Here is a 14,766-nt window from a genome sequence, read left to right as displayed (position 1 = left end):
GGCGCCCGGCGCCACCCCCCCCCCGCCCCCCGCCCCCCCTTCCCCCCCCCCCCCCGCGCCCCCCCCCCCCCCCCCCGGCCCCGCCCCACCACCGAACCGAGGGCGCTACACCCGCCCCCACCGAACCCGCACAGGCGCCGCAGGCATCCGACGCGCACCCCCACCCAGCAGCCCGCCACGACGCACGGGCCCACCGCGATACCCCCAGTGCCCCCATTGCCCCCCGGGCCCCCCGTGCCACCGCATCACCACACCCGCGGCCACCACGGCGGCCCCCGCCGCCGCCCCCGCGAGCAGCACGGGCCGCCGCGCCCCGTGCCCCGCATGCGACGCCCTGTCCTGCACGGCATGACCGGCGTGCGCGGCCGTGCTCCGCAGTTGCACGGTCATCGCCCCGGCCTTGTCCCGCAGGTCCTCCGCCCGCGCCCGAGCCCGCCCCTTCACATCCATCTTCCCCGCCAACTGCTCCACCGTGTCGCCCAGTTCGTGCCGAGTCCGCTCGATCTGCCGCCGCAACTCGTCCGGCCCCTTGGCCCCGGCACTCCCGCCGGCACCAGCGCCTGCCCCGGCACCCGCACCCGCACCCGCCCGCGCACCGGCGCCCGCACCGGCGCCCGCGCCCGCACCCATCGCCTCATCGGTCATCGGTGAGCCCTTCCCTTGATCTCCTCGACGTCGGCCTTGACGCTCCCCAGCGCCGCCTGCGGCGTCGGCGGCGTGGCCCTGCGCAACTGCCCCCGCCCCATCGCCCCCAGCACCGCCGCGATGACGAACAGCACCGCCGTCACGATCAGCGCCGCGGCCCAGACGGGCAGCACCAGCGCCAGGGCGGCCACCCCGGTCCCCGCCAACGCCAGCAGACCGGCGTAGGCGAACGCCCCCGCCGCGCCCAGCAGCCCTCCGCCCCTGCCCGCACGCCGGCCCTTCTCGGCCAGCTCCTCCTTCGCGAGGGCCATCTCCTGCCGTACGAGTCGGGAAAGCTGTTCGGTGGCCTGCCCGACGAGTTCCCCGACGCTGTGGTGCTCGTCGCGGACCGGCCGCTGGTTGATGGTTCCGGTCACGGTTCCGCCTCCTCTCGGTCACGGACCTGCCGAGTACCCCCACGACCGGCACCCCACCCCACCGCACCTCACCACTCCTCGCCGCACCTCACCGTGCCCCCACGCAAGCAAGAGCACTCCCCCGAGCCCCACCCAAGGCCCGCTTCCCCGGAGCCCCACCCAAGGCCCGCTCGCTCCCCAGCCCCTTCCAGCCCCCATGGAATGCAAAGCATCCCTAACCAATACCAGACAGCAAATTTAAGTGGAACTTCACGATCACGCTCCCGGACACTACCCGCATGACCTCAACACCGACGCCCCCCACCCCCCGCGCCCTCTGCGCCATGATCACCCCCTTCACCCCCACCGGCGCCCTGGACCTCCCCGCCGCCCAGCGCCTCGCCCACCACCTGGTGACGAACGGCTGCGACGGCGTCGTCCTGTCCGGCACGACAGGGGAATCGCCGACCACCACGGACGAGGAGAAGGCCGCCCTCATCAGGGCGGTACGAGAGGCCGTGGGCCCCGGCCCGAGCATCGTCGCCGGCGTGGGCACCCCGGACACCCGCCACACGACGAGGCTCGCCCGGGCCGCACAGGAGGCGGGCGCGGACGGCCTGCTGGCGGTCACCCCGTACTACAGCCGGCCCCCACAGGACGCGATCGAGGCACACTTCCGTGAGATCGCGGGCGCCACGGACCTGCCCGTCACGCTGTACGACATCCCGGCCCGCACGGGCACCCGGATCGAGCCCGACACGATCCTGCGCCTGTCCGAGCACCCGAGGATCACGGCGGTGAAGGACTGCTCCTACGACTTCCTGACCACCCAGAAGATCCTCGCCCGCACAGACCTGGCGTACTACGCCGGATGCGACGAACACGTCCTGGCCCTCTACGCGGTCGGCGCCACGGGCTACATCAGCACGGTCGCGAACGCCGTCCCGGCCCACTTCCGCGCCGTCCTTGACGCCTTCGACGCGGGCCGGACGACGACGGCGGCCCGCCTCCAGCAGCAGGCCGTCCCCCTCATCGAGGCGATGATGGCGAACGGCCTCCCCGGCGCGGTCACCGCGAAGGCCCTCCTGTCCACCCTGGGCCTCCCGGCAGGCCCACCACGCCCCCCGCTGAGGCCGGCCGACCGCCGCGCGACCGACGAACTCCGGTCGGCGTACGAGGCACTGGCGGACCGGGCCGCGTAGGTGTCAACTCCAGGCGTACCCGTCCCCGAACAAGAGCGTGTGCTCCAGCACGTCCTCCATCGGATCGTCGACCTGACCCATGTTGACCAGAGCGACCCGGGGCCCGTTGTGCGACGCCGCGTTGGTCTCATCCGCGCACGCGACCCCGGCCCCGGCCCAGCAGCACACCCCGACCACCGCCACCACACCGGCCAGTCGACGCGCCGTGCCCCTCACCCGTTCGTCCCTCATCCCGGATCCCTCGTTTCATAGGCTCGACCTCTGATCGGACTCTGCGTCCACCAGTTCATCGCCCCGCACCCCCATGAGGTCACGCGAAACAACCCGGACGAGGAGAGCGGAACCAAGAAACCGGAACAGCAAGGAAGAACCGGTACATCCAGCGAGAACCGGACCGCCAAGGAGAAGAGGAGGAGAAGACGAGCCGAAAGAGGAACCACACCCACCGCGCACGACACGAAGCGCCCTCCCCGAACCGTCCCCGGCTCGGAAAGGGCGCTCAGGCCGACCACCGTTCAGTTGTGGCTGTTCTGATTGGCATGCAGGTCAGGGGGTCAGCTTGCCCCGGGGGCCGTTTCGGGGCCGTCCTCGGTGCTCTCCGGGTCCCGGAAGACGCGATCCACGGCGGCCCGGGTGCGCGCCTCGCTGTTCGGCATCAGGTGCGTGTACGTGCGGAGCGTGAAGCTCGGGTCGTGGTGCCCCAGGTACTCGCTCAGGGCCTTGATGCTCTCCCCCGCGTCCAGGAGCACGGAGGCGTAGAAGTGACGGAGGGCATGCATGCCGTTCTCGCGTCCGAGCGGTATGCCGGCCGAAGTGAGAGCCGGACGCCATACGGACCGGTTGAAGCGGAACCGGTGGAGCCATTGGCGCCGAGCATTGACGAAGAGCAGCGAGGCCGTGACGGGCGGGCCGTCCGGGGTCTTCCAAGGCAAGGTGACCGCTACCGGCTCATGCTTCGTGATGTGCGCCGCCAGTGCGAAGGAGACGGACTCGGGCAGCGGGACGTGCCGCTCTTTTCCGCCCTTGGGCGGACCGAAGACAGCCTGCACGCCGCGGATGAGCTTGACCTGCCGGACGACGTGGACCGTACCGCCGAGGAAGTCGATGTCCTCAAGAGCGAGGCCGAAGATCTCGCCCTGACGGAGGCCACAGCCCGCCCCCAGGGAGATCATCTCCCGGTAGGCGTCCGGTGTGGCTTCGTGCATGGCCATGACGCGGTCGACGGACCAGGGCTTGATCTTCCGGCCGTCGAGCGAGGGCGCCCGCACCGAGCGAGCCCGGCAGGGGTTCTCGGCGATGATCCGGTCTTCCACGGCCGCCGTGAACACGGCAGACACGTTGGCGAAGATCGACCGCCGGTAGGAGGCCGCGCGCCCGGTCGCCTCCAGCTGACGCATCCACGCGCGCAGGTGCGAGGGCCGGAAGGACGCCATGGGCCGATCACCGAGGTACGGAAGGGCGTGGACCCGCAGGCGGATCTCTACGCTCTCACGGGTCACCGGGTCGATGGTGAGCGCCGCCATCCATTCCTTGGCGTACTGCGCGAAGGTCACCGAGCCCGCAGCCGGGTCGATGTACCGCCCCTGGGACATGTCCGCTTCGATGTTGGACAGCCAGGCTTCGGCCTTGCGCTTCTGCTTGTCCGGGAAGCTCTTGGACTTCTCGGAGCCGTCCGGCGCGATGTACCGGGCGCGGTAGCGGTGGCCGACACCGTAGCGGTCGGTCCTGGCCCTGACGGTCTTGCCGTCCGGCCCGGGGACGGTCTTGTACCAGCGGTCCTGAACGTGTCCGGCCATCAGGCGGCGGCCCCTTCCGTGCGGGACCTCACCCATGCCTGCACCTCTGCGGGGTCGTACCGGAGGTGCCGGCCGACCCGGAAGCCTCGGGGCCCCATGCGCTTCCTCCGCCACTGGTAGACGGTCTCGACACTGGGCAGCTCGAAGAGCCGGACCAGGTCCTCGGGGGTGAGGTAGCGGTCGGGCAGTCGGGTTGGCATGGTCACCATTCCTTCTCGTCTGGCAGCAGGGCGAGTTCCTCGCGGGCGGTTTCGCGGTTGAGTTGGAAGTCGCGGGCGATGGTGGCGGCGAGGACGGATTCGCCGGGGGTGTGGCCGTGTCCGGCGTACTGCCAGTCGGCGAGGACGAGGACGGTGTCCGGCTCGGCGTCCTCGAGGCCGAGGGCGGCGTGCTCCTGGGCTGCCCGGTAGTCGGCGCGGGCCTGGCGGAGGGCGCCGAGGGTGGTCGAGTAGCGGCGGGACTTGGTGGAGAAGTGGCCGCGGAAGCCGAGCATGTGAGCCCAGGCCCACAGCCGTCGGTCCGGGTAGAGCGGGTCGAGCGTCTTGCAGGCTTCGATCAGGCGGCGGGTGTGGTCCGGGATCTGGTGGCGGTCGAGTTCGGAGAGTTCGCCGATGCGGCGGTCCAGGGTGCCGGTGTTCTCGGCGGCCTTGGTGGCGTACTTGGCGACGTAGGAGGCGACCGCCTGTTCGGTGATGTCGGAGCCGTCCCCGAAAGCCTTCACGGGCCGGACGTCGAGCTGGGTGCCCCAGCGGAAGGTCCGGGCAGGTTGGTCGGCGGAGGCCGGGACGGAGACCGAGGTGTAGGAGTGCGCGGCGGCGGCCCGGATCGCATCGGCGAGCAGCTGCACGGTGGCCCAGGAGGGCGGCGCAGTGTCCGGGCCGTCCGGGCCGTCGAGGCGGATCACGGCGTGAAAGTGCAGAGCACCGCGCTTCTGGAACTCGGCGACCTTGCCGTACGACAACCGGGCACGCTCTTTCAGCTCGCGCTGGGTGAGGCCGGCGCGGGCGGCGATCTCGCGGCGGAGCCGGTTGGTGAAGCGCTGCCAGAGCTGCCCCGCGTGGTTGTTGAACAGCACCGCGCCCGCGTAGTCGTACGTGGCCGGGTCAAGGGCAGTGCCCAGCTCGGGGGCGTCCGTGGCGTGGCGAGTGCCGCAGCAGCAGACGCCGCGGTCGGGGCGGTTGTGCACCGGGCCGAACGAGGGTGCGGTGAGAGTGGCAAAGACCCGGGGGTGATCGCGGACGGTGGCGGGGATGTCGCGGCGGTCGTCCCCGGCGAGACCGGCGCGGATGAGGTGGTAAGTGTCGCCCGCGTAGGTCCAGGCACAGGAGGGGCAGCGGGAGGCACGCCGGTTGCCGCAGGCGACGCGGAGACGGCCGCCCGGCTCGCCCTCGGTGGAGTAGTGGTGCAGGATCTCGCCGGTGGTCTTGTCCTTATGGATCGTCCAGCCGGTCAGGTGGATGGGGTCGGCGCAGCCGCCGGTTCGGCGGATCTGTTCTTCCCAGCGGTGGTAGTCGGAAGCCGAAGCCACCCTCAGCAGGTCGCCGAGGGTGGTCGGTTCGAGCAGCGTCTCAGGCACCAGCGCCCTCCCAGACGCGGCGGACGGTGACGGTGCCGGTGCCGGTGCCGTGGCAGGCGGGGCAGTGCGCGGTGATGGTGCGCAGGTGGCCGCGCGGGTCTCGGCCGCCGATGGTGACGGCGACCGTGGCGAAGCCGTCGCAGGCCGGGCAGATACGCGACGCGGGCGGGGTGTGCTGGGTCATGATGGTGGTTCCTTTCGATTGCGGTTGGAAGGAACGGCCCCGGGTGGCGGCGTGCTTGGCGGCTTGTGCGCCACCCGGTGGCCTCTCAGTGTGAGAGGCGTGAGCCCCGGCGGCCACGGCCCTTGGTCGCGTACATGGCCGCGTCGGCGGCAGCGAGCGCATCGGTCAGCAGCGGTACCGGCAGCTCGGGTAGGTGGCAGACGCCGACGGAGGCGGCCAGCGGGAGTGAGACGCCGTTGTAGGAAAGCGGCCGGTTGAGTGCGGCGGTCAGCGCATCGAGGTCGGCGGCGGCCAGGTCCCGGACGACGGCGACGAACTCATCTCCTCCCAGACGCCCGGCAGTGCCGTGACGGCCGCACCAGGCCCGGAGACGGTCGGCGGTGGCGACGAGGGCGGCGTCCCCGGCGGCATGGCCGTGGGTGTCGTTGAGCGTCTTGAAGCGGTCGAGGTCGACCAAGAGCACGGCCGTGGACGGGTGCCGGCGGATGCAGTGTTCGGCGCGGGCGGTCCACCCGGCGCGGGTGTGCAGACCGGTCAGCGGGTCACGGCGGGCCGAGGCGAGCCGGTAAGCGAGGACGCTCCCGTGCACGGCCCAGCCCAGTAACGGCACCAGGATGGCGGCTATCTGCAGATCCATGACGTTCTCCCTTCAGCGATGGCGGTTGCCGAGTGCGGTCCCGGCGGCGGCGTGCTTGGCGGCTTGTGCGACGTCTTCGGGACCGGTCAGCGGCGGTGCTGGGAGGAGAGCAGCGAGCGCAGGACGACGGCGCAGACGGCGACCGAGGCGGCGGTGATGGCGACGGCCAGGAGCATGGAGACCAGGACGGCGCCGACGACCAGGACCACGGCGGTGCCGCCGCCGACCAGGGCGAGCGCGGTGCCGGGGGTGAGCTGGACCGTGGGCCGGGCGGAGGCAGCAGCGACCGGGGCCGGGGCGGGCGGCGAAACCGAGGTGCCCGGGGTGATGGCGGTCGGCTCCACCACGGTGGGAGGTGTGGCCGTGCCGGTGGGCTGGGGCATGGTCGGGAGCTTGGGCCGGAACATGAGCAGGTCTCCTTACTTGACGGCGGTGTCGATGACCGGGGACAGGAGGCTGTCGGCGAGGAGGTAGCCGCCCAGCAGCAGCACCAGGACCAGCCAGAGCGGCGGGCGGATGAGCTTGACGCCGAGCCAGCCGACGACGACCAGGGCGAACCAGAGGGGGACGTCCACGGGGCCTCCTAGCGGACCTTGCAGCGGTGGGTGCGGGCGGCGAGCTGGGCGGCGGACTGGCTGGAGTAGTCGGCGGACCAGCCGCAGCCGTCCGAGCTGCACACGGCGGCGTGCTTGGTCTGGCCGTTGCGGTCGCGGTGGGTGCCGATCTGCACCGGGCCGATGCGCATCACGGAGTGGAAGAAGTCGCGGGCGGGCATGACGGGGTCTCCTCTCGGGTCAGGTGAGCTGGGCGGCGATGGCGTCGGCGAGCTGGGGCGGGACTCCGAGGCGGGCGCGGAGGGTGTCGGTGTCGATCCGGGCTCCGGTGCGCTCCTGGTGGTCGGCAGCGACCTTGCGAGCGTGGTCGACCAGCGCGGCCGGGACCGGCACCACCGGACGAGGCTTCGCGGTGGGCAGCGCCGGGGCTTCCTCGGCCGCCGGGACCGCTACGGCTGGAGGTTCCGGGTCCGGCTCAACAACGGTGACCGGTTTGGGCTCATGTTCCGGATCCGGGGCGGAGGGTGCCGGCGCTTCCGGCTCCTGCCGAGTAGGTGAGTGGGCAAGGAGGGTGCCGCCCATGAAGGCCAGGGCGGGCCAGGCGGCGACGAGGATGCGCAGCCAGGCCGGGACGTCGTCCAGGTCGAGGAGTCCGGCGGTGGCGACGTTGGCGCCGAGGGATGCGACCAGGGCGATGAGGAACCAGGACCAGGCGAGCCGGGAGGGCCCGTCCGTGCGCAGTCGACGCCAGGCGGCGACCAGGAGCAGGTCGACCGAGACCGGATAGGCCCAGGCCTTCCAGCCGTCCTGTCCGGCAGCGGCGGCGAGGTCGTGCAGGTGCGCGAAGGACAGCGCCCCGGCGATGACGGCCTGGACCAGGACGGCGTCGACGCGGAGGCGGGCCATCACGGCTGCCCTCCCGGGTACTGGGGGCCGTCGGTGGGGTCGTAGCCGGGCGGGAAGATGCCGGGCGGGGGTTCGGGGAGGGAGACGGCCAGGGAGGGGCCGATGGCGTCGACGAAGGCGGGGTCGGCTCCATAGGTGTGGGCGTACAGGGCCAGGGCGCTGAGCAGCTGCACCGTGCGGTTGAAGTCCTCGCGGGTGTCCACGGGTTCACCTCCGGTTTCTGGCATGGCAGGGGTAGGGACTTGGCGCGAAGAGCGGTCACGCCGACCGATCAGGGGGTGTGGCTCAGGCAGCGGCCGGGGCGGACTCGACAGCCGGGGCCGGAACCGGTGTGAGGGTGCCGAGCGCGGGCCTGAACGGGGCCAGGGCGGGAAGGTCCGGGGTCAGGTCGGCGTGCCGGTTGCAGATGTTCACGGCCTGCCGCAGCGAGGTGTGCGGGGCGCGGATGCGGGCCCAGCCGCCGGTCGAGTCGCCGGTGATGGCGACGCCGGGGGTGTCCGTGGGGATCTGAATCGCGGCGAGGACGGCGTCCGGGGCGATGTCGCCGAGGGCCATATTGGCGGAGGATTCGTCGTTGACGCGGTGGGCGGTGCGACCGGTGAGCTGGGCGCGGAGCATGGTGATGCCCTTGCCGAGTTCGGAGCCGAAGCGCTGCCCGCAGACTTCCAGGTAAATGCCGGCCGCGCGGCCGAGTTGGGCGAGCCGGGCCAGGGCGGTGATGATGCGGTCCCGCCGCTTCTCCTCCTCCTTGGTCGCGAAGAGGGCGAGTTCGGCGACCTCGTCGACCAGGACCACGATGGGTACCGGACGCAGGTCTTCGGGCAGGTCCCAGATGTCGGCGGCGATCTCCGCATCCGGCACGTCGGCGGTGATCCGCTGTTCGGCCCGGATGAGCTGGTAGACGTCCTCCATGTGGGACACCAGCGCGTCGAGGAGTTCAGCGGCGGTGTCGGGGTTGTCGGCGAGCGCGGAGAACCGGCGGACCAGCGGGAACAGCTCGACACCCTGCTTGCAGTCGATGCCGATCAAGGCGACGTGCTGCGGCGCGAGGGCGGCGACGAGATTGCGCTGATAGACCGACTTCCCGGACTCCGTCGCACCGAGGGTGAGCGCGTGGGGCACGGCTCGGTAGTCGCGGTAGTGGACGGCCCCGTCTTCACGCAGGGCAACCGGGACCCGCATCGGTCGGGTGTCGACCACGGCAGGCATCTGCACGCGCTTGAGTACGTCGTAGCCGGTCATGCGCAGCTCGACCACACCCGAGCGCAGCTCACGAGAGGTCACGCCGTACATGGCGAACGAGTGCCGCAGCCGGTCACACGAGGCGGCCACGTCGAAGGCGTCCTGACCGGGGCGGAGCTTGAGCCGGAGCACCAGGCCGGTCCGGGTCACTCGGACCCGCAGGATGCGCGGGGCACGGGGTCCGGGAACGGGGCGGTTCGTCATCCGGGCCAGGGCCAGTCGCCAGCGAGGGGCCGGGACGGTGAGGCAGCAGGCGTCCATGACCGAGCCGTACCGGACCAGGACCCGCAGCGCGGCGAGGGTGACCCCGAAGGTCAGCCAGTACCAGGCGGGGCGCCGCCACCGCAGGAGACCCGCAGCGGCGACGACCAGCACCAGGGCGACGATCAGCCACGTCATGGCTCAGGCCGCCTTCGAGGCCGAGTCCGCAGCGGTGAGCGAGGTCACCGCGACCGCGCGGAAGGCGATGCCGTGCCGCTTCTGGCCGTTGAACTCGTTCTCCCACGGCGAGGCGACCAGGCCGGTCAGGACCACCGGGGTACCCATGTCCAGGTCCTCGGAGACGCCGGACTGCGGAACGGTGAGCTTGAGGATCTCCACCTCGTCGGGCGTGGAGAACATGACCTCCACGACCATCAGGGTGGCACCGTCCTTGTCGAGGGCGATCTCACCGGTCCGGCGATCCTTCACCTTGGGCTGCGGGGCCTTGGCGACCATCACGGTGGCGTTGGCAGTGTCTACGGGGATCTGACGCATCGTCTTGTCTCCTGTTGCGGTGAGGTGTTGACCGACATCCCGTCGGTGAGATCAGGAGACCGTGAGGAGGGGTGGACGCATCACCGCCCGTATGGACGTTTGGGGACGTCTGAGCTACCGTCAAAACGTCCCTAGCCGTCCGAGTGAAGGGCACGTCATGGCGAACGAGCGTCTGCGCGCGGCGATTTCAGCGAAGGGCGAGACAATCCAGTCCGTTGCCGAGCACGTCGGAGTGGACCCCAAGAGCGTCGAGCGGTGGATCACCACCGGCCGCACTCCGCACCGCGGGCACCGGTGGAAGGCGGCGAGCTTCCTCGGAGTCGACGAGGTCTACCTCTGGCCGTCCGTGGAGAAACAAGCGGAGAAGGCCAGCACGTCCGAACTGATCACGTACTACCCGCACCGTGGCGCGGTGCCCGCCCCGCTCTGGTCATCCCTGATCGAGAAGGCAACGGACCAGGTCGACATCCTCGTGTACGCCGGACTCTTCCTCTTCGACAGCAACCCGGACCTGCCCGACCAACTGGCCGAGAAGGCGAAGGCCGGCGCCCAGGTCCGCATCCTGCTCGGGGACCCCGACTCCGAAGCGGTCCGCCAGCGAGGCGAAGAAGAGGGCATCGGCGGTGACCTGGCCGCACGTGCCCGCATCACCCGGCGCTACCTCGAGCCCGCCATGTCGACGCCCGGCGTCGAAGTCCGGCTGCACGACACGATCCTCTACAACTCGATCTACCGGTTCGACGAGGACGTTCTCGTGAACCCGCACGTCCTCGGAGCTCCCGCCGGTCAGAACCCGGTGATGCACTTCCGGTACCTCCCCGGAGCGCGGACCTTCCGGCACTACATGCGGAGCTTCGACTACGCATGGGAGCGGGGCCGGGAGGCGTAACGAGCCCTGGACGTGCAACGCTGAACACATGGCCCGTGTCGACTACTTCAACGATCCCAACGCCCCGAAGGCGAACAGCCTCGTCCCCTCCGTGACCGCCGTTGCACGCAACGAGGCCGGAGAGGTCTTGTTGATCCACAAGACCGACAACGACCTTTGGGCCCTGCCCGGAGGTGGCATCGACCTGGGCGAGTCAGCGCCCGACGCAGCCGTACGCGAGACGAAGGAAGAGACCGGCTTCGACGTTGAGGTGACCGGCCTCGTCGGCATCTACACCAACCCAGGCCACGTCATGGCGTACGACGACGGCGAGGTCCGCCAGCAGTTCTCCATCTGTTTCCGCGCCCGCATCACCGGCGGCGAGCTGCGGACGAGCAGCGAGAGCAAGGAAGTGGCGTTCGTCGACCCGAGCAAGCTGGACGAGCTGAACATCCACCCGTCGATGCGCATGCGGATCGAGCATGGCCTGGCCGACCGGTCGGAGCCCTACATCGGCTGATGCGCCAAGCGGTCGCGAGTCCGCTCGACCGCCCCTTGGAGGTACGGCCGTGCCTTGCTGATCGCGTTGTGCACCTCGCTGCCGGGCTCGTAACGGACCAGGATCTCGTCAATCCGGGTGTCGAAGTCGAAGGACTGCCCGGCGGGGCCGGACGTCATGTCAGCGAAGATCAGAGCGTCCAGAACCGGGGAGTCTTCCCGCTCGTAGACAGCCAGCTCTGCCGAGAGCCCGCGTTGCTCCGCCTCGTACACGGCCCCGGAGTGATGAGCGACGAGCTGCACCAGGCGCGCCGGCGCACTCAGCGATTCGAGGTACCGGGCACCGTCGAGGGGATGGAAGCCGGTGTCACGCAGCTCGGGGGCGTAGCCGATGTCATGCAGCCACGCGGCAGCTACGAGGAGATCCCGGTCCGCCTCGGACACAGCCGCGGAAGCCTCGCGAGCCCGAGCGGCCACGGCCTGAGTGTGCAGCCAGCGGTTCCCGAGTGGAGGGAGCAGGGATTCGGCGAGTTCAGCCGCTCCCTGGGGCGTGTCCAGTGCAGAAGGCATGCATGGAACGTTAGCCGAGGCGAGCAGAGAGCCGACAGGCCACGATCGGGGCGGTTGCCGATCATGGGTGCGGTAAGACTTTCCCTACTTCATCAAGGCCCGCGCACGGCGCGGGCGCGCGCCGCCTCTGCGGCGCGGCCTGCCTCCTGTCTGCGCCCCGGCTGGCCGCGCCCGGCGGCGCGCTGCGTGCATGCGGGCCAAGGCAAAAAACTCTTTGTGGCTGGGGCCGGTCGACTCCACGGCTTTAGGCAGCCAATTTGGCGCGAGCCTCGAAGATCATGGCCCAAAATCGGGCACTAACGGGCAGGCTCACAAACCTGCCCGATTCGCTGGCTAGCGTAATGGGCCATGATCACTCGCGCCAAATCAGCTCCAGCCCAAAGCCGCTCCGCCGCCCTTGCGTAAGCGCGCACGCTCAGAGCGTCTTCCCTTCCATCCAATCCTGAATCCTAGCCAGCAGTCCCTGTGTCTCCGCATCAGTAAATCTGTCACCCGCTTTCGGGGTGTAATCATCGATAGTCTTCTTCATTTCCCTGAAGGTTCTCTTCTTATTGCCCAGGCGATGAGCAGCGTCCGACGGCTCGACATCAGACAACAATCTCCCGAGCATGTCATGCGCGAAAGCCTTAAGGCTCTTATCGTTGTCGTCTTTTATTACCGCCTCAAGGAGTGGGCATATCCAGTGATGACCGTCGGTCCACCACTGCTTCGGCTTAGACGTCAAGAATTTAGGAAGTCCGGTAAGCAGTGCAAGGCGTGCATCCCAAGGCAGTTTAGCTGGCCACTTTTTCTCTAGAATTGCCGGAAACTCGTATTGCCCGGGAGATGCGTAGCACAGCTGGTCGGCGTGCTGATAAAAAAGCCTTGCCGCTTCGATCTGGCTCTCGGGCGTTCCGTCCTCAAGTACTTCGTCGATGATCCAGATTGCACTTGCAGTGTCGGCTGCATCCTCACGCCAGGTCGCCGAAAGCATCCTCATGGCAATCACAGGGTGATACAGGTGGACGAGAGTCGAGAGGGCCCCCGCCAGTACCGCTTTCTGTGCGTAACTTCCGTCATCTCTGTGCGTCAGAGCGATCCCTTTAACAGCAGTATCCAGGCCGAGACGCCTCTCAACTTGTCGGTTATGATTTGCGGTGACGAGGAGCCCAGTAAGTGTGACCGCAGCAGCTATACCGGAACCTATGAATGCCCACAATGCCTTGGTGTCGTTGGCATCCAGGGCACCCTTATCGAAATCAAAAAGGTTGGACCGAATGGCTACAGTGACCGCAAGGAGATACAAAGGCGCCACGACGAGAAGTGCTACCGTGATCAGTGAGATGAGGTTTATTCGCCGATTCTTTCGAGGTGTTGACGTGCTCCGCATAGCCGACCCCTAACTCCGTCGTCCGTTTGATAGACAGGACCCTAAGACAAGCTTCACAGGGGGTCGCCGTGACGGCCACGAGTGTTAGTCCAATTAGGTTAATGGGCCGCATCAACGACTGCGAGGGCGTCAAGACGGTGAGACGCGTCCTGGTGGAAGCACGGCAACAGGCGAAGACAAGAGTGCATCGCTTGTGCGCTCAGATGACATCACTGGTGCTGACAGCCCCACCCGGGCCGTCCAAGGTCATCCGCCGCCGAACGACCGCTGTTTAGATATCGTCTCAGCGTCTGACGGCAACGACCGTGCACGGCAGCAGCGCTCGGCGGCCTGACATGGTGGCGGCACGGAACGATCAGACCGGCCCATCACGGCATGCCCGCATCTTCTAAGCACCTGGTCAACAGAAGCGCCCTCCCGGGCCGTGTTGGGGCCGTGGAAGGGCGCTCAATGGTGACCAACGTCGACAGGTGCCGACAGCTCAGCAGCAGGTCAGGGCGTTGATCGGTTCGGCGGCTGCAGGTCACGGCCGCCTGTGATCAGTTGTGGCTGTGCAGGATCTCGTTCAGCCCACCCCACACCGCGTTGTTCGGCCGGGCCTCCACCGCACCGGTGACCGAGTTGCGGCGGAAGAGGATGTTGGAGGCGCCGGAGAGTTCGCGGGCCTTGACGACCTGGCCGTCGGGCATGGTGACGCGGGTGCCCGCGGTGACGTACAGGCCGGCCTCGACCACGCACTCGTCGCCCAGCGCGATGCCGACGCCCGCCTCGGCGCCGATCAGGCAGCGCTCGCCGATGGAGATGATCACGTTGCCGCCGCCGGACAGCGTGCCCATGGTGGAGGCGCCGCCGCCGATGTCCGAGCCGTCGCCCACGACGACACCCGCGGAGATGCGGCCCTCGACCATCGACGTGCCGAGCGTGCCGGCGTTGAAGTTGACGAAGCCCTCGTGCATGACGGTGGTGCCCTCGGCGAGGTGCGCGCCGAGGCGGACCCGGTCGGCGTCGGCGATCCGGACGCCCTTGGGCGCCACGTAGTCCGTCATGCGCGGGAACTTGTCGATCGACGTCACCTGGAGGTGCAGCCCCTCGGCCCGGGCGTTGAGGCGGACCTTCTCGAGGTCGTCCACGGCGACCGGGCCGAGCGAGGTCCAGGCGACGTTGGCGAGGAAGCCGAACATGCCGTCGAGGCTCTGGCCGTGTGGTTTGACGAGCCGGTGCGACAGCAGGTGCAGGCGCAGATAGACGTCGTGCGCGTCGATCGGCTTCTCGTCGAGCGAGGAGATGACCGTGCGGACCGCGACGACCTCGACACCCCGGCGGGCGTCGGGCCCGATCGCCGCGGTGGCACCGCCGCCGAGCAGCTCCGCGGCCCGCTCGGCGGACAGCCGCTCGGTGCCGGAGGGGCCGGGCTCGCCGGTGAGTACGGGCGCGGGGAACCAGGTGTCGAGGACGGTGCCGTCGGCAGCGATGGTGGCGAGGCCGGCGGCCACTGCGCCGGTGGTGCTGTGAGCAGTCGTGTCGGTCATGAGGGCAACCTAACCGTCCCGGCACCGGCGATGCGAACC

21 protein-coding genes are annotated in these 14,766 nt (G+C 69.5%); 3 read left to right on the top strand and 18 right to left on the bottom strand.

The genetic code is table 11. The annotated features are described in order from the left end of the window. Positions 1-105: 105 nt before the first annotated feature. The gene (locus ACFYOV_RS32125; protein WP_389093889.1) at positions 106-630 is read right to left on the bottom strand and encodes a DUF3618 domain-containing protein; all 525 of its coding nucleotides are present in this window, start codon (positions 628-630) and stop codon (positions 106-108) included. Positions 631-641: 11 nt separating this feature from the next. Then, positions 642-1,061 (bottom strand): phage holin family protein, encoded by a 420-nt coding sequence (locus ACFYOV_RS32120; protein WP_389093885.1) that lies wholly within the window; start codon positions 1,059-1,061, stop codon positions 642-644. A 278-nt stretch (positions 1,062-1,339) separates the two neighbouring features. Here ACFYOV_RS32120 and dapA point away from each other — a divergent pair, with 278 nt between their 5' ends. Beyond that, positions 1,340-2,242 (top strand): 4-hydroxy-tetrahydrodipicolinate synthase, encoded by a 903-nt coding sequence (gene dapA, locus ACFYOV_RS32115; RefSeq protein ID WP_389093882.1) that lies wholly within the window; start codon positions 1,340-1,342, stop codon positions 2,240-2,242. 3 nt (positions 2,243-2,245) lie between these two features. Here the strand turns inward: dapA and ACFYOV_RS32110 are convergent, their stop codons facing one another. From ACFYOV_RS32110 to ACFYOV_RS32050, 13 genes are all read right to left on the bottom strand, one after another. Further along, positions 2,246-2,473, bottom strand: a complete 228-nt coding sequence (locus ACFYOV_RS32110; RefSeq protein WP_389093880.1) for a hypothetical protein — start codon at positions 2,471-2,473, stop codon at positions 2,246-2,248. 323 nt (positions 2,474-2,796) lie between these two features. Then, positions 2,797-4,038, bottom strand: a complete 1,242-nt coding sequence (locus ACFYOV_RS32105; protein ID WP_389093877.1) for a tyrosine-type recombinase/integrase — start codon at positions 4,036-4,038, stop codon at positions 2,797-2,799. Then, the gene (locus ACFYOV_RS32100; protein ID WP_389093875.1) at positions 4,038-4,247 is read right to left on the bottom strand and encodes a helix-turn-helix transcriptional regulator; all 210 of its coding nucleotides are present in this window, start codon (positions 4,245-4,247) and stop codon (positions 4,038-4,040) included. The genes ACFYOV_RS32105 and ACFYOV_RS32100 overlap by 1 nt, the downstream gene beginning before the upstream one ends. Then, on the bottom strand, positions 4,241-5,614 hold the full coding sequence (gene repSA, locus ACFYOV_RS32095; RefSeq protein WP_389093873.1) for a replication initiator protein RepSA: 1,374 nt from the start codon (positions 5,612-5,614) through the stop codon (positions 4,241-4,243). The genes ACFYOV_RS32100 and repSA overlap by 7 nt, the downstream gene beginning before the upstream one ends. Next, positions 5,607-5,798: a hypothetical protein gene (locus tag ACFYOV_RS32090; RefSeq protein ID WP_389093871.1), complete on the bottom strand. Its 192-nt coding sequence runs from the start codon at positions 5,796-5,798 to the stop codon at positions 5,607-5,609. The genes repSA and ACFYOV_RS32090 overlap by 8 nt, the downstream gene beginning before the upstream one ends. An 85-nt stretch (positions 5,799-5,883) precedes the next feature. Then, complete coding sequence (locus ACFYOV_RS32085) at positions 5,884-6,435, bottom strand: GGDEF domain-containing protein (RefSeq protein ID WP_389093869.1); 552 nt, start codon at positions 6,433-6,435, stop codon at positions 5,884-5,886. An 86-nt stretch (positions 6,436-6,521) separates the two neighbouring features. Further along, entirely contained in the window at positions 6,522-6,842 is a 321-nt protein-coding gene (locus ACFYOV_RS32080) for a SpdD-like protein (protein ID WP_389093866.1), read from the bottom strand. A 12-nt stretch (positions 6,843-6,854) separates the two neighbouring features. Further along, positions 6,855-7,010: a hypothetical protein gene (locus ACFYOV_RS32075; RefSeq protein WP_106412442.1), complete on the bottom strand. Its 156-nt coding sequence runs from the start codon at positions 7,008-7,010 to the stop codon at positions 6,855-6,857. 8 nt (positions 7,011-7,018) lie between these two features. Then, positions 7,019-7,210 (bottom strand): mobile element transfer protein, encoded by a 192-nt coding sequence (locus tag ACFYOV_RS32070; RefSeq protein WP_019527587.1) that lies wholly within the window; start codon positions 7,208-7,210, stop codon positions 7,019-7,021. Between the two features lie 19 nt (positions 7,211-7,229). After that, complete coding sequence (locus tag ACFYOV_RS32065; protein WP_389093864.1) at positions 7,230-7,895, bottom strand: DUF2637 domain-containing protein; 666 nt, start codon at positions 7,893-7,895, stop codon at positions 7,230-7,232. Continuing rightward, complete coding sequence (locus ACFYOV_RS32060; protein WP_246532156.1) at positions 7,895-8,098, bottom strand: hypothetical protein; 204 nt, start codon at positions 8,096-8,098, stop codon at positions 7,895-7,897. The genes ACFYOV_RS32065 and ACFYOV_RS32060 overlap by 1 nt, the downstream gene beginning before the upstream one ends. A gap of 82 nt (positions 8,099-8,180) precedes the next feature. Then, a complete protein-coding gene (locus ACFYOV_RS32055) occupies positions 8,181-9,536 on the bottom strand; it encodes an FtsK/SpoIIIE domain-containing protein (RefSeq protein ID WP_389093863.1) in 1,356 nt (451 codons plus the stop codon). Positions 9,537-9,539: 3 nt separating this feature from the next. After that, positions 9,540-9,893: a hypothetical protein gene (locus ACFYOV_RS32050; RefSeq protein ID WP_030767832.1), complete on the bottom strand. Its 354-nt coding sequence runs from the start codon at positions 9,891-9,893 to the stop codon at positions 9,540-9,542. A 157-nt stretch (positions 9,894-10,050) separates the two neighbouring features. On the opposite strand from ACFYOV_RS32050, the gene ACFYOV_RS32045 reads away from it, so the two are divergent. After that, complete coding sequence (locus ACFYOV_RS32045) at positions 10,051-10,782, top strand: XRE family transcriptional regulator (RefSeq protein ID WP_030767829.1); 732 nt, start codon at positions 10,051-10,053, stop codon at positions 10,780-10,782. A 28-nt stretch (positions 10,783-10,810) separates the two neighbouring features. Then, the gene (locus ACFYOV_RS32040; RefSeq protein ID WP_389093860.1) at positions 10,811-11,281 is read left to right on the top strand and encodes an NUDIX hydrolase; all 471 of its coding nucleotides are present in this window, start codon (positions 10,811-10,813) and stop codon (positions 11,279-11,281) included. On the opposite strand, the gene ACFYOV_RS32035 is transcribed toward ACFYOV_RS32040, so the two are convergent. The 3 genes from ACFYOV_RS32035 to dapD all read right to left on the bottom strand — a co-directional run bounded on the left by ACFYOV_RS32035 (position 11,269) and on the right by dapD (position 14,727). After that, entirely contained in the window at positions 11,269-11,829 is a 561-nt protein-coding gene (locus ACFYOV_RS32035) for an HD domain-containing protein (RefSeq protein ID WP_389093858.1), read from the bottom strand. The genes ACFYOV_RS32040 and ACFYOV_RS32035 overlap by 13 nt on opposite strands. 415 nt (positions 11,830-12,244) lie before the next feature. Further along, a complete protein-coding gene (locus tag ACFYOV_RS32030; RefSeq protein ID WP_389093856.1) occupies positions 12,245-13,198 on the bottom strand; it encodes a hypothetical protein in 954 nt (317 codons plus the stop codon). Between the two features lie 539 nt (positions 13,199-13,737). Beyond that, positions 13,738-14,727, bottom strand: coding sequence for a 2,3,4,5-tetrahydropyridine-2,6-dicarboxylate N-succinyltransferase (dapD, locus tag ACFYOV_RS32025; RefSeq protein WP_389093855.1), 990 nt, complete (start codon positions 14,725-14,727; stop codon positions 13,738-13,740). Between the last annotated feature and the right edge of the window lie 39 nt (positions 14,728-14,766).

The organism is Streptomyces sp. NPDC005931 (genome assembly GCF_042871235.1).
GTDB lineage: Bacteria > Actinomycetota > Actinomycetes > Streptomycetales > Streptomycetaceae > Streptomyces.
Note: the sequence above shows the minus strand (reverse complement) of the source record. Positions and strands in the feature narration are given on the sequence as shown.